We start from the raw sequence: 15245 nt of genomic DNA on the forward strand, positions 1-15245 counted from the left end.
GAATCTCGCCTGGGATCTTGACACCGCCTTTGGCACCATGGTTCATTAGTTAGGTAATTAACCAACTCACATGGAGTCGAATGTGATCGACGACGGCACACCCCTGTTCACCCAAATAGCCGAGAAGGTCGAGGACTCGATCCTCAACGGAACCCTCCCCGAACTCTCCCGGGCTCCGTCGACGAACGAACTCGCCGGCTTCTATTCCATCAACCCGGCCACCGCGGCCAAAGGCATCAACCAGCTCGTGTCCAAAGGCGTTCTGGAGAAGCGACGCGGCGTCGGGATGTTCGTCACCGAAGGTGCTCGTGCGCTGCTGATCAACGAACACCGCACCGCATTCTCCGAGAGCTTCATCACTCCCTTGCTCAACGAGGCCAACCGCCTCGGACTGGGGGCGAAGGACGTGATCGCGCTCATCGAAGAGCGCTCCCGAGAACTCCGCCTGACCACCGCTGCCGATCCGACCGCTTCGAAAGGATGACCCATGAATTCAGTCGTCGAGCTCCGCCACCTCACCAAGGCATACAAGAGCATGATCGCCCTCAACGATGTCAGCCTGAGCATCGAGCAGGACTCGATCTACGGCCTCCTAGGACGCAACGGCGCAGGAAAGACGACGCTGATGTCGATACTGACCGCCCAGAACTTCGCCACCAGCGGTGAGGTCGAGGTCTTCGGGGAGAACCCCTACGAGAACGCCCGCGTACTCAAACGAATGTGCTTCGTCCGCGAGAGCCAGAAGTACCCTGAGGACTCCAAAGCCAAGCACGCGTTCGCCAACGCACGGCGGTTCTTCCCCCACTGGGACCAAGTCTTCGCCGAGGAGCTCATCGAGGAGTTCCGCCTGCCCCTGAATACGACGGTCAAGAAGCTCTCCCGCGGCCAGCAGTCGGCCATCGGCGTCATCATCGGTCTGGCCTCACGCGCCGAGATCACGTTCTTCGACGAGCCCTACCTCGGTTTCGACGCGGTTGCGCGGCAGACGTTCTACGACCGTCTCATCGCCGACTATGCAGAACACCCCCGCACAGTCGTGCTCTCGAGCCACCTCATCGACGAGGTGGCCGATCTCATCGAGAACGTCATCGTCATCGACCGCGGCAGCATCATCATCGACGATTCCGCCGAAGAGGTCCGGAAGCGCGCAGTCAACATCGTCGGGGACGCCGATGCGATCGCCCGCCTCGTCGCCGGTCGGGAAGTCATCCATCGCGAGTCACTGGGTCGGGTCGCCTCAGTGACCATGCTCGGTCGGCTCAGCTCGGTCGATCACGAATACATCGCCGATGCCAACCTCGACCTCACTCCGGTCTCCCTGCAGCAGCTCATCGTACGCACCACCCAGGAAGGCCCCGTCGATCCGTCCGCAGCCGCCACCGAAGTCAGGAGCGTTCAGACATGACCACCATCGTCGAGCAACCGTCCGGAGGCATGACCTCCCGCCCGAAGAGCCGGACCTGGGGAGTCGTCCGCCTCCAATTCACCAACAAGCAGACTTTCGTCTGGGTCCCAGTCGTCGTCCTCGGTGGGGTCTGGCTGATCACCCTGATCATCTACTGGATCGTTTCGCCCTCGGGTGCGAACTCCCCGATGTACAGCGGGGGATCGCAGGCACCACTGTGGTACTTCGCCGTCGTCGGCGCCCAGGCGATGAATCTCACCTTCTACTTCTCGCAGGCCATGAGTCTCACTCGCCGGGAGTTCTACCTCGGCTCCCTGCTCGCCGCGGGCATCAGCGCCGTCGGCATCTCCCTCGTCTTCGTCGCCCTCGGCCTCATCAAACAGGCCACCGACGGCTATGGCATCAACGGCTATTTCGCCTACCTGCCCTGGATATGGGAGGGGGGCCCGCTGGCTGCCGGCACGATCTACTTCGTGCTGACGATGCTGTGGTTCGTCCTCGGCTTCTGGTTCGCCATCGTCAAGAACCGCTTCGGCTCGCTCATCGTCGCGGTTTCGCTCATCGGCATCGCCCTGGTCCTCGTGGCCGGTGCTGCGTGGGTCAGCTTCAATCGGGCCTGGCCAGAAGTCTGGATGCGACTGGTCGATGCTCAGGCGATCGGACTGGCCTGCTGGGCGCTGGGGCTTACTGTGGTCTTCGCTCTCGGGTCGTACCTGACCCTGCGTCGCCTGACCTCCTGACCCGGCCGGATCAGCCGACTCCGCCGTCGCCGATCAGCTCAGCAGCGCCAGCGCTCCCCCGGTATGCTGCACAAGTCTTGCACGGCAGCCAGTCGGCGATCCCGACCCGGCGCGGCACCCGGTCCGGCACCTGTCGGGTGGTCACGAACTGCGGGCGACGACCGAATCGGCGAAGGCGAACAGGGAGTCCTTGACGCGACCGGCGGGCACCGGCTCCAGCGCCGCCTTCGCCTCCTCAGCCCAATGCAGCGCCTCGGCCCGCGCCCGTTCGGTCACGGGGTGGGCGGCCAGCGCGGCTCGGGCTGCCTCCAGGGCCTCATCGGAGGTGAGGTCGGCGTCGAGGAGTCGGACCACCTCGGCGGCGGCTTCGTCACCGCGGGCGGCGGCGGCCCGCACATAGAGCACGGGCAGGGTCGGGACGCGTTCGCGCAGATCCGTGCCCGGTGTCTTGCCCGACTCCGACGATGCCGTCGTGAGATCGATGATGTCGTCGGCGAGCTGGAAGGCGACGCCGACGCGTTCGCCGAAGATGCGGACCGGTTCGGCCAAGGCCTGATCGGCGCCTGAGAACATGATCCCGAACCGCGCCGAGGTGGCGATGAGCGATCCTGTCTTGTCCGCGAGCACCCGGAGGTAGTGCTCGATCTCGTCAGCGCCCTCGGGCGGGCCGGCGAATTCGTTGAGCTGCCCGAGGACGAGGCGTTCGAAGGTCTCGGCCTGGATGCGCACGGCCTCGGGACCGAGCTTCGCGGTCACCCCGGAGGCCTTGGAGAAGAGGAGATCGCCGGTGAGGATGGCCACCGAGTTGCCCCACACCTCATGAGCGGCAGGTGCCCCACGACGCACAGGCGCGTCGTCCATCACATCGTCGTGGTAGAGAGAGGCGAGGTGGATGAGTTCGACGGCCACGGCCGCGTCGATGATGTCATCCTGCTCGGCCTCACCGAGGCGGGCGGTGAGGAGCACCAGGTTCGGGCGGGCGCGTTTGCCGCCGGCGGCCAGCAGATGCTTCGAGGTCGTGTCCGGCAGTTTGCGGGTCTGCTCGGTCACCTCGTAGAGCCTGGCCTCGACGGCCTCCAGCTGAGTCGAGATCTCCGCCGCGAGCTGGGCGTCGGCACCGGTGAAAGTGGCCGGAGAGGCTAAATGGCTCATGTCCTCGTCATTCATCGTAGTCGGTGTCTGTCCTCGCCCGAGCGCTCAGACATTGCTGGTGGCCGGGACGATTCGGGTCAGGGCTGAGATCACCCTGTCGATGAGATCGGCCTCGGAGGCCTTCGGATCGCGGTAGAGGTTCGCCAACAATTTGACGACGAACTCCATCACAACGTCAACACCCATACCGTACTTGATTCCGAACTGCATGAGGGCAGGGTGGCCGATGATCTCAGCGAAAACCCGCCCCAGGGTGAAGTAGCCGCCCAGGGAATCCCCGAGCAGCGCGGGGTACTCCTGCAGACGACGGCGCATCACCTGCTGCGGGTAGCGGGAGTACGTGGAGATCACCTCGGCGGCGATGCGGGCGGATTCGAGCGCATAGTCGATGCCCTCCCCGTTGAAGGGATTGACCATTCCCCCGGAGTCACCGATGAGCAGCAGCCCGCGGTGGAAATGCGGCGTCCGGTTGAAGGCCATGGGCAGGGCAGCAGACTTGATCGGCCCCAGCGAGGTCGTCTCGTCGATGCCCCATTCGTGGCCCATGTCCGCGATCCACTGCCCCATCACCGAGCGCAGGTCGACGGATCTGAACTGCGGGGAGGAGTCGAGGAGGCCGGCCCCGATATTCACCGTCCCGTCGCCGAGGGGGAAGATCCACCCGTAGCCGGGCAGGGACTCGGAGCCGCCGGACGAGTTCGCCGACCGCATCTCGACCCAGCTCTCGATGTAGTCGTCGGTGTGCCGCGGCGAGGTGTGGTACGCCCGAGCGGCGATGCCCATGGGACGGTCGTCGCGCTTCTCCAGCCCCATGGCCACCGCCAGCCGGGACGACACCCCGTCAGCGGCGATGACGATGGGCGCACGGAAGTGGGCCTCGGGACCGACCCTGCGGCCGCGGTGATCGGTGCCGGAGGCGTGCACCCCCTGGATCCAGCCGTCCTCGCCGATGTCCGGCGACATCGCTCTGACCTGCTCGAACAGTCTCGCCCCGCAGCGCTGCGCATGCCGGGCAAAGGCCTCGTCCATACCCATGCGCGGGCGCGTGAGACCGAAGTTCGGGGTGCCGTCGATATCGGGCCAGTCGAGTTCGAGGCGGTGACCGCCGCCGATCAGCCGCAGCCCCCTGTTCGGATGCCAGCCGTCGGAGGCCGGAAGGTCCATACCGAGGAACCCAGCTTCCTTGACCGCACGCGGGGTCAGCGCGTCGCCGCAGATCTTGTCGCGCGGGAACCCAGACTTCTCGAGGATGATCACTTCGTGCCCGGCCTGGGCGAGGTAGGCGCCGATCGCCGATCCCGCCGGTCCGGCGCCGACGACGACGACCTCGGCCTCGAACTCGTTCAGCTTCGCGTTCAAGACTCGTGCGACTCCGCTGCCTCGGCATGCGCGTTCGGCTCGCCGCTCGTCTCCGTGGGCTTGAGTGCGTGGTGGACGGCAACGATCCCGCCGGTGAGGTTGCGGTACTTCACCTGGTCGAAACCGGCGTCGAGGATCTGGTGGGCGAACGCGTCCTGGTTCGGCCAGGCGCGGATCGACTCCGCCAGATAGACATAGGCCTCGGGATTCGAGGACACGGTGCGGGCCACGGCGGGCAGGGCCCGCATGAGGTACTCCTTGTAGACGAGGCTGAAGGCGTCGAGTGTGGGTGTGGAGAATTCGCAGATGATGAGCCGTCCGCCGGGCTTGAGCACGCGCAGCATCTCAGCCAGTGCCGTGTCGACGTCGTGGACGTTGCGGATGCCGAAGGAGATCGTGACGACGTCGAAGCTGGCATCGGCGAAGGGCAGGTCCATCGCATCGGCGTAGATGAAGTCGATCTTCGGGTGGCGGCGACGGCCCTCGGCGAGCATCCCGGTGGAGATGTCGCCGGCGACCACCTCGGCGCCGTGGCGGGTGAACGTCATCGACGAGGTTCCGGTCCCAGCCGCCAGGTCGAGGACCCGCTCACCGGGGCCGGCGGCCACGGAGTACGCGACGGTGCGTCGCCAGGCGCGGGCGAGGCCGAAGGTGAGGACATCGTTCGTGAGGTCGTATCGGGAGGCGACATCATCGAACATCGACGCGACGTCGTCGGGCTGCTTGTCCAGCTGGGCACGATTCATGCCCTCATTGTCTCAACACCTCAACGCAGACTGCGAATCCAACCGCACGCAACCGGGCCGCAGCGGATGTGGAAATGACCACATTCCTCGATCGGCCGACCTCAGCGGCGATCCGCGAAGAGGATGCGGCCCCGGGTTCTCGTCTAGAGTTGGACCGACATGACTACGACTTTCGGCACCTCCGACATCATCACCGCTCCCCCGCGCCTGCACGTGCGCTCCCGTTTCGTCGACGACGTCGACCCGGGCCCCGGGTTCCCCTTCCAATCCGGGCTGCCGACCACCGTCGAGCAGACCCTCGAGCTGCTGCCCACCTCCGGTTTCTCCTGCTGGGTCCGTGACACCTCCGGTCTGATCGGGTTCGGCAGGACGCTGCGCATCCGCGCCCGCGGCCCGGAACGCTTCACACAGCTCTCGGCCGCGTGGAAGGCGATCACGGCCGAGGCCAGCGTCGAGGACGAGGTCGAGCTGCTGGGCTCGGGTCTGATGTGCTTCACGACGGTCGCCTATTCGGGCGAATCGAGTGTCGACTCGATCATCCACGTGCCCGAGTTCGTTCTCGGTCGCCGAGGCGGTCGCGTCTGGCTGACATCGATCTCGACCGATCCGACTCCGCCCACTCCCCCGGTTCTGCAGGCCGAACCCCTGCGCCGGGTCGCCTCGGCGCGGTCTGCGGACGGGGATCTCGACCCGGCGAAGTGGGCGGAACTGGTCGCGGAGGTCTCCGGCATGCTCACTCCCATCGACACGTCCGCAGAGGTGGATGCCTTCAGCGACGATCCGACCCTGCGCAAGATCGTGCTCGCCCGCGACGAAGTGGTCACCACCGACGACGACATCGACGTCCGGTCGGTGCTCGGCGCGCTCAATCGCAGCTACCCCAGCTGCTGGACCTTCGATGTCGCCGGTCTCATCGGCTCGACGCCCGAACTGCTCATCGGCGTCGAGAACGGCCGGGTGACCTCCCGTGTCCTGGCTGGGACCTACCGCGTCGAGCAGGACCCGATGGAGGAGATGCCCGCGGCCAGGAAGCTGCTCAGCGCGCACAAGGACAGCACCGAGCACGCCTTCGCCATCGCCTCCCTGCAGCGCAGCCTCGGTTCGATCGCCGAGGACGTCAGCGTCGATGAGCGTCCGCATCTGCTCCCGCTGGCCAACGTCATCCATTCGGCTTCGGACGCGCAGGCGAACCTTCCGACCGGCTCCGCTCTCAACGCCCTCGACGTCGCCGCAGCGGTCCATCCGACGGCCGCCGTCGGCGGCTACCCGCAGGCGAGCGCCGTGGCGCACGTCGATTCGCTCGAACCCCTCGACCGCGGACGCTACTCGGGTCCGGTGGGGTGGATGGACGGCCGCGGCAACGGTCAGTTCGGCATCGCTCTGCGCTGCGGTCAGCTCGAGGACCGCAATCGGATCAGACTCTACGCCGGGGCCGGGATCATGCCCGATTCGGATCCCACCGCCGAGGTGGCCGAAACGGATGCGAAACTCGCTCCGATGCGCCGGGCCCTGGGCCTCGACTGAGAGGCAACCGTCTTCGTCGGTGACGACGGGATCGCCCTACCGGGCCGGTGCCACTTCGATGATCCGACGGCCCCCCGCGCCTGCGCCCCGGCGACGCTCTCCGACAGTGCCGAAGGCCGCCGCGAACTCCTCCGCGCTGCGCACTCGGGTGTGCTCCCACCCATAGGCTGCGGCGAGTTCGGCGAAGCCTCGGCCGTGCGGGACCGTGAAATAGCGGTTGAGGTAGCCCGCCAGGTGGGACTGCGAGTGCTCGAGTCCGGCGAAGATCGCTCCGCCGTCGTCGTTGAGGACCACGATCGTCAGGTCCCCGGTCTCTTCGGCGCTCGGGGTGAGCAGACCGCCTGCATCGTGGAGCATCGCGATATCGCCGATGAGGAGGACGACCGGCTCCTCCAGCCCCAGTGACAGGCCGGTGGCAGTGGAGACGAGTCCGTCGATTCCGGCCAGACCCCGCGAGGCGTGGATGCGGGCACGGACATCGGTGGCGTCGCTGAGGTAGCGCACCGAGTTCGAACTCGCCACGAACAGCGTATGATCCTGGGCGGCCAGGCTCTCGGTGATCTCCCGGGCGATGGCTTCGAAGACCATCGCAGGGCTCGTGAGCACATCGATGCTCTCGCCCCTCGCCGAGGCGGTCTCCGACGCCGCCGCGCGTTCGGCGCGCGCGGCGGCTACAGCGGCTTCGCCGGCACTCACCCAGGCTCGGACCCAGTCGGGGCCCGAGAGCGTCTCATCACTCGTCTCGTCGGTGACGATCAAGTCGCGGGCATCGACGTCGTCGGGCAGACGACGGACATGCACTGCCGCGTCGGCGAGCAGCGCGGCGACAGGACGGGTCAGGGTCGGTTTTCCGTGCACGATGACGGTGCGGATCGCATCCGTCAGCTCCGCACGCTCTCCGAGCACCCGAGCGTGGGCGGGAACGGGCGGCGCGGCCCCTCCGATGCTCCGGGCCAAGGGGTTCGAGGGTTCGGCCAGCACGGGCAGGTGATGACCGGCGGCGAGCTCCCGCAGGGTCTCGGCCGGATGTCCTCCGGCGTCTCCGGCCACGATGACCGTGCCATCGGTGACAGTCAGCCTCACTTCGCGCTGTGCGCGTTCGTTGTCGAGGCCCGGTCCGTGCGCGACCGCGGATGCGCCACCGGACGAGCCGGCAGGTGCGGTCGTGTCGGCTCCGGCAGGGGCCGCTGCCCATCCGCGGATCTCGTCCGTCCACGCCTCCAACTCGACCGGGGTGGGCACGAGCGGCGCGTCGAACTGCACGTTCAGCTGGACCGGTCCGGCCGCCTCGGCGCCGGTTGCCTCACTCTGCCCCAGCGCGGCCGAAACGGCCTCGGACATCGCTGCCTCGACGGCGGTCGGGGCCTCACTCGCGGGCAGGTCGAAACGGCCGCGGACGTCGCTGAGTACGTGCGCCTGGCCATCGATCGTCTGATTAGCGCCGGTCCCGCGCAGCCTGGCGGGCCGGTCGGCGGTCAGAGCCAGCAGCGGCAGGTGCCCGTACGAGGCTTCGAGGACAGACGGGTGAAGATTGGCCACGGCCGAGCCCGAGGTCGTCACGATCGCCACCGCACGGTCCTCGCCGCGCGCACGCCGGCCCCGTGCCAGTCCCAAGGCGAGGAACCCGGCATCGCGCTCATCGATGCGCACATGCGTACGGATCAGGCCCGCCTCGGCGAGGGGCGCCAGGGCATAGACCAAGGGAGCGGACCGGGATCCGGGGGCGATGACCACGTCCGTCACTGCCGATCGGACCAGGTCTCTGGCAATCTGCTGCGCCACCGCGCTCGAGTTCGACATCACCTGATATTCAACCACTAACCCACCTGCCGTTCATCTCCGCACTCTAGCCTCGACGCATGCGCCGCTCGTTGATCATCGCGCTGGGGGCGCGCGCCGTCCGCACTCTGACTGCGGCTCGCTCCCATCGCGGACGGTATCCCACCTGCGACCAGAACAGCTCATTCCTCGGGCCCGAGCCTCGCGGCAAAGCGGCACGGAAGTGGCACATCCGGGACAAACGCAAACTGTCTGCGCGTCTGCGCGAATTCTTCATCTACTCTCCCGCGCTCGGGCGAACCGTCGGTGTGCGCGTGCTCCTGCCGGGCATACCTGCCGAGGTCAGCCCCGTCATCCACCTCTTCCATGGAGGAGGCGACGACTTCCGGTCGTGGACGGACTTCGGGTCCGCCGAAGCCCTCACCCTGGACACGCCCTATCTCGTCGTCATGCCAGACGGCGGCGCCGGCACGTATTCCCGGATGCCCGTCGGCAGCGAGGTCCACGACTGGCCTCGCTTCCACACCGAGGAGATCCCCGAATTCCTCGACGCGACCTTCTCCGTCGACTTCGCCCCCGGCAGTCAGCTGCTCGCCGGCTTGTCCATGGGCGGGTACGGGGCGATGAAATATGCCGCCTGGCACCCTGACAGATACGGTGCCGCAGCCGCGTTCTCCTCCCCACTGGACCCGCTGGCGACGGTGCCGGCCTTCGACATCATCGCCATGCGCGAAGGCGCGAGGTCGATGACGCTCTTCGGTGACCCCGTGGCCGATCGCAGCGAGTGGCTGGCGAACTCCCCCTACGCCCTGGCCGAGAACCTCCGCGGCCTCGACCTGTGGTTCAGCGCTGGTTCCGGCAGCCTCGAGGAGTCGAAGGACCGCGATCTGCTCGAGACGATGATCAACAGTCAGGGCGAGCGCTTCTCCGCCCGACTCAACGCCCTGGGCATCCGCCATTCATGGTTTCCCCGCACGAGCGGACTGCACAACTGGCTCAGCTGGGAACGCGAACTCGGCGCCTGGCTGAAGACGCTGGCCCGCCGCCGAAACTATGTGAGCTCGGATCGGTTCGGGCCCGGTGCAGGTGCAGGTGCAGCGTCCTTCCGTCGCCGAGGCGGGGCCCGGGTCGCCGACGGCGGGGAGTTCTCGTACCTCACCGGCCATGCCCTCTTCGACATCCACGGCTGGAGGGTGGAGATCTCCCGCCGCCGAGCTCAGATCGTGCGCTTCGACGCCGTCAGCGCCGGAGGGTTCTCCCTCAGCGGCACCGGCAGCTTCCGGGTGCGCACCCCAGGGCTGTTCGAACCCGGACGCCGCTATGACATCAGCGTCTCCGGCCCCAGCGGCGACAACGCCTATCAGCAGCGGGCGGACAAGAAGGGACGGCTGACGTTCACCGGGCGGCTGGCCGCGGCCATGCACGACCCCATCATCCCCGGCAGACGAACACAGCACTTCACCACGCTGGGTCAGGAGGAGGTGACGACAGTGCGGATCGCCTCGGCGCCGGAGGATGCGAACGCGAGCGGCGGCCAGGCTGCGGGCAGAGCGAACGTCGCCGGCGAGCCGGCCGCGGAGGTCGATGTTTCGGAGCCGCCACAGACGAAGACTGCAAACGACACGCAGGACGCATATATTGATAGCGGTCGCGGTTCTGCGGCTGCCGATTCTCCTTCCGAACGCTGACTCGAGAGGCCCATCATGAAACGCACACTCCCAGCCATCGCGCTCATCGCCGGTCTGACCCTTGCGGGATGTTCGGGTGGCCAGGACAGCGGCCAGGCACAGGATCGGTCCGGCGGCGATGCCGCACCGGCCGCAACCGAGGACGCCCCGCAGGCGACTCAGCTCGACGAAGCGACGCTCAAGGAGATCCTCGAATCCACCGATGCGGAGGGACAGGCCTTCAAAGCCATCGACACCACCGCGACTTCGGGCAGTGAGGCCATGAAAGCTCTCGAAAAGGCCGAGTTCGAGCCCAGCGCATGCAAGGACCTGTCGATGGCGGCACTCAATGCCGCCGAGGCCAGTGACAAGGTCACCGGCGTCTCGAGCGACAGCACGCTGTCCGTCGCGCTCGTCAGCCTCGCCGACGAGGACGCCGCCGGTTCCCAGCTGGCGGCATCGACCAAGGTGACCGAGAAATGCAGTGACGTGACCGTCAAGTCCCAAGGCATCGAGATGGCGATGAGCTTCGAACCCTTCGACGCCGAGGTCGCCGGTGCCGATGAGACCGTCGGAGTCAAAGCCACGATCGATGCCGGCGGGCAGACGATCCTCAACACGAACTCCATCAGCGCACGTATCGGCAACAACGTGGTCACCGCGGCCAATGTCGTCGACATCGAGGAGTCCACCGTCGCGAAGACCGCCGAGGCGTTCGTCGACGCGGTCGCCAACGCAGGCTGACTCAGTCCGCCCGGCCTCCGCTGCGCAGCCGGGACCAGCACTGCTGGAGGCGCTGGGCCCACCAGTCGTACCGCCCCGGGTCCACCGCCAGAGACTGCAGGCGGTCGGGGTCCGGGACGATCCGCGTCACGGGAACAGCTCCGTCGACCGGGCGCATCCCCGCAGTGTCGGCGACGACATCGGTCGCGAAGAGCCGGACAGTGCCCAGTCCGCAGGCCGGGTTCTCACCGAGAAGGGCGCGGCTGCGGACGGTTCGCGGCAGCTGGGCTGCGAGCCTCGCCCCGGCGGCCAGACCAACCGATGATTCCAGGGCCGAGGACACCACGGCCGGCAGCCCGCAGGCGTCGATGACCGCACGTGCCGCGGCGATCCCGCCCAAAGGCTGGACCTTGACGATGATGACCTCGGCGGCGCCGAGAGCGGCCACCCGCAGCGGGTCCTCGGCCTTGCGGATCGATTCGTCTGCGGCGAGCACGATCGGCAGATCCCTGCCGACCAGCTCCTCGCGCAGTCGGGCCATGTCCTCGACGCCGGGGACAGGTTGCTCGAAGTACTGGAGGTCGAAGTCCGCGAACCGCTCACAGACTCGCAGTCCGTCGTCGAGAGAGTAACCGGCATTGGCGTCCAGGCGGAGGTCGGTGCGGGGGAAGAGACGACGGAACTCCCGCAGCCTCTCGATGTCCTCGTCCAGGGAGTCGAGACCGTGTTCGGCGACCTTCGCCTTCACCGTGCCGACATGGCCGTACCGTGCCAATACCGGCTCGACCTCATCGGGCGGGCAGGCCGGGAGTGTGGCGTTGACGGCGACCGTCCGGGGCTCTGCATCTGCGGCGGCGCTGGCAGATGGCTGGCCTGCGCGATCACCGGGCAGCAGCCCCGCGCATTCGAGGGCGGCATGCAGCCACCGGCTCGCCTCCTCGGTGCCGTACTCGGTGAACGGGGAGAACTCGGCCCAGCCGGCGGGCCCGGAGAAGAGCGCGACCTCACGTTCGGTGATGCCTCGGAACCGGGTGACCATGGGCAGACGGAGCACATGCAGGTCCTCGATGACGTCCTCGAAGTGTTCGGGCAGATCGAGCGGTTCCTTCGTTCCCGGCGGCCCGGCCGGTGTGTGCGATCCCGAGAGGGACTGCGAGGGTGCGGACAGAGATGAATCGGCCATGGGCCCAGACTATCCCCACGTCTCGAGGAGCCTCCGAGTGCCATGAGCTGCACAGAGGCTTGAGCTGCTCAGAGGCCGGCGAGGAACGAATGCACCCGCTCGAGCAGCAGAGCGGCCGCGTCTTCATCGAAGGCGCCGAGCGAGGAGTCGGTGAAGAGGTGCCGGTCGCCGGGATAGACGTACAGTTCGGCCGCAGGGGCGGATCCGGCGAGCTCCCGCGAAGCCGGGAGGTCCTCGTCGAAGAATTCGTCGTCGCGCATCCCATGGATCTGCACCGGGACGTCGGGCGGCCACGATTGGCCGAACTCGGCGACCGGAATGCACGAATGCATGAGCAGAGCACCGCGAGCACCGGGTTTCGTCTGCGCGAGCTGTTGGGCGATCATCACTCCGAAGGACAGCCCGGCATAGACGAGGTCGGGGCTCAGACCGTCGGCCGCGGCCGTGCCGCGCACCCGGAGCTCATCGATGCCTGCCGCCTCGGCGAAGGCGAACCCCTCGTCGATGGAGGCGAACGTCCCGCCGTCGAACAGGTCGGGGGTGTGGACGGTGTGGCCGGCCCGGCGCAGGTCCTCGGCGAAGGCTCTCACCCCGTCGGTCAGGCCCTGGATGTGGTGGTAGAGCAGCACTTCCGCCATTGCAGTCCCCCATCGACTGTCGCTCCGCCTGTCGGAGCCGTTGCCCGAGTGTAGTCCGATGTGATACGAGCCACAAGGCGCCGACCGGACTCTGCATGCCCAGGCGATAGGCTGGGGACTATGACGGTTTCAGAAATCTTCGATCCCTCTCTGTGGCGTGAGGTCTCCGGCTTCGACTTCACCGATATCACCTACCACCGGGCGATCGACCCCGCCGACGGCAACGACCTCGGCTGCGTGCGCATCGCCTTCGACCGCCCCGAGGTCCGCAACGCCTTCCGGCCGCACACCGTCGACGAGCTCTACCGCGCCCTCGATCATGCCCGCCAGACCTCGGACGTCGGAGCGGTGCTGCTGACCGGCAACGGCCCGAGTGAGAAGGACGGCGGGTGGGCGTTCTGCTCCGGCGGCGATCAGCGCATCCGCGGCCGCTCCGGCTATCAGTACGCCGCCGGCGAGACCCGTGAGAGTGTGGATCCGGCCCGGGCGGGTCGCCTGCACATCCTCGAGGTCCAGCGTCTCATCCGCACCATGCCCAAGGTCGTCATCGCCGTCGTCCCGGGGTGGGCGGCCGGAGGCGGTCACAGCCTCCATGTCGTGTGCGATATGACCATCGCCTCGGCCCAGCATGCGAAGTTCAAGCAGACCGACGCCGATGTCGGCTCCTATGATGCCGGCTACGGCTCCGCCTATCTGGCGAAGATGGTCGGACAGAAGAAGGCCCGTGAGATCTTCTTCCTCGGCCGCACCTATTCGGCTCAGGACATGGCCGCCATGGGGGCGGTGAACGAGGTCGTCGACCACGCCGAACTCGAAACGGCCGCCCTGACGATGGCGAAGGAGATCCTCGGCAAGTCCCCGAACGCGCAGCGGATGCTCAAATTCGCCTTCAACCTCGTCGATGACGGTCTCATGGGCCAGCAGGTCTTCGCCGGTGAGGCCACTCGCCTGGGCTATATGACCGACGAGGCCGTCGAAGGCCGTGATGCCTTCCTCGACAAGCGCGACCCCGACTGGTCGCCGTTCCCCTGGTACTACTGAGCAGCCGGTTCGAGCCCACCGTGACCGCACGCGAACTCAGCGCCGTCGAACTGCCCGAGGCCATCGACCGGGCGCTTCGGGGAGACTCGATCCTCATCCTGCCCGCCGCCCGCACCGGGGCCGTCACCGAGGCGGCTCCCAGTTCGTGGACCGGGCCCGGACCGGCGCCGGCGCTCATCCTCTTCACCTCGGGGTCGACCGGGCAGGCGAAGTCCGTGGCGCTGTCCGCACACGCGCTGACCACCTCGGCGCGGGCGACGGAACGGTCGCTGTCGGGCGCCGGCGACTGGCATCTGTGCCTGCCGGTCAATCACATCGCCGGTTTCCAGGTGGAGCTGCGCGCTCGGCTGGCGGGGCGACCTCCGGTGCGGACCGCCTCGGCGAGGTTCACAGCGGCCTCCTTCGCCGCCGAGGTCGACGAGCTGCTGCACAGGGCGGGGTCCCGCCCCACCTACACCTCGCTCGTACCCACTCAGCTGCATCGCATCCTCGCCGACGATCACGCCACCGACCAGGCGTCGAGGATCGATCACATCCTCCTCGGCGGGGCGGCGATCTCACCGGCCCTGCTCGACAGCGCCGCCGAGGCGGGACTGTCGCTGGTGCGCACCTACGGGATGAGCGAGACCGCCGGCGGCTGCGTATACAACGGGGTGCCCTTCGACGGGGTCGACATCACCATCACCGAGGCGGGCACAATCGATCTGGCGGGCCCCGTCGTCGCCGACGCCTACGTCGAAGTCACCGCAGACGGCACCATCGCCGCCGTGGACTCCCCCGGCCTCGAGGCGGACGGCAGCGGCCGGCGCATCGTGCACACGAGTGATCTCGGGCGCCTCGATCATGGTGTGCTCACGGTGCTCGGCCGCGCCGATGACATCATCGTCTCCGGAGGCACGAACGTGTCCCCGCACGCGCTGGAGACCGGGCTGCTGCCGAGCTGGCAGCGCGCGGGCGTCGCCGAGGTGCTCGTGACCTGGGTGCCCGACGCTGAGTGGGGGAAGCAGGTCGTCGCCCTCGTCAGGCTCGCAGACGGCGACGAGGGGACTGCCGATGCCACACCGGTCTCCGCCGCAGATTCTCCGCGCGAACTCGCCCGCCGGCTGACCGGTCTCGATCACGGGATGAGCGGGCAGCTGCTGCCGCAGCTGGTCTTCCCCGTCGACGAGATCCCGAGCCGGTCGATCGGCAAACCCGACCGCAGGGCCGCGGCGAAGATCGCGGCCGATCTCAACGCCCGCAGAACCGAATACCCTTGCCGGTGAACAATCGGTAATATGAGACGGTT

The 15245-nt window shown here is 67.6% G+C and carries 14 protein-coding genes; 8 read left to right on the forward strand and 6 right to left on the reverse strand.

Annotated elements, in window-relative coordinates:
- The first annotated feature begins 70 nt into the window (after positions 1-70).
- From IIE29_RS13455 to IIE29_RS13465, 3 genes are read left to right on the forward strand one after another with little or no spacing between them, the layout of a single operon-like run.
- A complete protein-coding gene (locus IIE29_RS13455; RefSeq protein WP_216629782.1) occupies positions 71-484 on the forward strand; it encodes a GntR family transcriptional regulator in 414 nt (137 codons plus the stop codon).
- 3 nt (positions 485-487) lie between these two features.
- Positions 488-1405, forward strand: a complete 918-nt coding sequence (locus IIE29_RS13460) for an ABC transporter ATP-binding protein (protein WP_209325807.1) — start codon at positions 488-490, stop codon at positions 1403-1405.
- Positions 1402-2145, forward strand: coding sequence for a hypothetical protein (locus IIE29_RS13465; RefSeq protein ID WP_209325808.1), 744 nt, complete (start codon positions 1402-1404; stop codon positions 2143-2145). Before IIE29_RS13460 ends, IIE29_RS13465 begins: the two co-directional genes overlap by 4 nt.
- A 141-nt stretch (positions 2146-2286) precedes the next feature.
- Here the strand turns inward: IIE29_RS13465 and IIE29_RS13470 are convergent, their stop codons facing one another.
- The 3 genes from IIE29_RS13470 to IIE29_RS13480 are packed head-to-tail and all read right to left on the reverse strand — an operon-like array spanning position 2287 to position 5402.
- Positions 2287-3297, reverse strand: a complete 1011-nt coding sequence (locus IIE29_RS13470; RefSeq protein ID WP_209325809.1) for a polyprenyl synthetase family protein — start codon at positions 3295-3297, stop codon at positions 2287-2289.
- Between the two features lie 45 nt (positions 3298-3342).
- The gene (locus IIE29_RS13475; RefSeq protein ID WP_209325907.1) at positions 3343-4644 is read right to left on the reverse strand and encodes a geranylgeranyl reductase family protein; all 1302 of its coding nucleotides are present in this window, start codon (positions 4642-4644) and stop codon (positions 3343-3345) included.
- An 8-nt stretch (positions 4645-4652) separates the two neighbouring features.
- Entirely contained in the window at positions 4653-5402 is a 750-nt protein-coding gene (locus IIE29_RS13480; RefSeq protein WP_209325810.1) for a demethylmenaquinone methyltransferase, read from the reverse strand.
- 159 nt (positions 5403-5561) lie between these two features.
- On the opposite strand from IIE29_RS13480, the gene IIE29_RS13485 reads away from it, so the two are divergent.
- Entirely contained in the window at positions 5562-6926 is a 1365-nt protein-coding gene (locus IIE29_RS13485) for an isochorismate synthase (RefSeq protein WP_209325811.1), read from the forward strand.
- A gap of 36 nt (positions 6927-6962) precedes the next feature.
- Here IIE29_RS13485 and menD read toward each other — a convergent pair whose 3' ends face one another.
- Positions 6963-8726 carry a 2-succinyl-5-enolpyruvyl-6-hydroxy-3-cyclohexene-1-carboxylic-acid synthase gene (menD, locus tag IIE29_RS13490; protein WP_216629783.1) on the reverse strand — a complete coding sequence of 588 codons (1764 nt, stop codon included), beginning with the start codon at positions 8724-8726 and terminating at the stop codon, positions 6963-6965.
- A gap of 59 nt (positions 8727-8785) precedes the next feature.
- On the opposite strand from menD, the gene IIE29_RS13495 reads away from it, so the two are divergent.
- Together IIE29_RS13495 and IIE29_RS13500 are read left to right on the forward strand one after the other, a co-directional pair.
- Complete coding sequence (locus IIE29_RS13495) at positions 8786-10393, forward strand: alpha/beta hydrolase (protein WP_209325812.1); 1608 nt, start codon at positions 8786-8788, stop codon at positions 10391-10393.
- Between the two features lie 15 nt (positions 10394-10408).
- Positions 10409-11116, forward strand: coding sequence for a hypothetical protein (locus IIE29_RS13500; RefSeq protein WP_209325813.1), 708 nt, complete (start codon positions 10409-10411; stop codon positions 11114-11116).
- 1 nt (position 11117) lies between these two features.
- Here IIE29_RS13500 and IIE29_RS13505 read toward each other — a convergent pair whose 3' ends face one another.
- Together IIE29_RS13505 and IIE29_RS13510 are read right to left on the reverse strand one after the other, a co-directional pair.
- On the reverse strand, positions 11118-12278 hold the full coding sequence (locus IIE29_RS13505; protein WP_209325814.1) for an o-succinylbenzoate synthase: 1161 nt from the start codon (positions 12276-12278) through the stop codon (positions 11118-11120).
- Between the two features lie 68 nt (positions 12279-12346).
- Positions 12347-12916 (reverse strand): dienelactone hydrolase family protein, encoded by a 570-nt coding sequence (locus tag IIE29_RS13510; protein ID WP_209325815.1) that lies wholly within the window; start codon positions 12914-12916, stop codon positions 12347-12349.
- Positions 12917-13036: 120 nt separating this feature from the next.
- Between IIE29_RS13510 and IIE29_RS13515 the strand changes: the two genes are divergently transcribed.
- Complete coding sequence (locus tag IIE29_RS13515) at positions 13037-13957, forward strand: 1,4-dihydroxy-2-naphthoyl-CoA synthase (RefSeq protein WP_209325816.1); 921 nt, start codon at positions 13037-13039, stop codon at positions 13955-13957.
- Between the two features lie 20 nt (positions 13958-13977).
- Complete coding sequence (locus IIE29_RS13520; RefSeq protein WP_209325817.1) at positions 13978-15222, forward strand: AMP-binding protein; 1245 nt, start codon at positions 13978-13980, stop codon at positions 15220-15222.
- The last annotated feature ends 23 nt before the right edge of the window (positions 15223-15245 follow it).

Origin of the sequence: Brevibacterium renqingii, assembly GCF_017808095.1 — a bacterium.
In the GTDB taxonomy this organism is placed as follows: Bacteria; Actinomycetota; Actinomycetes; order Actinomycetales; family Brevibacteriaceae; genus Brevibacterium; species Brevibacterium renqingii.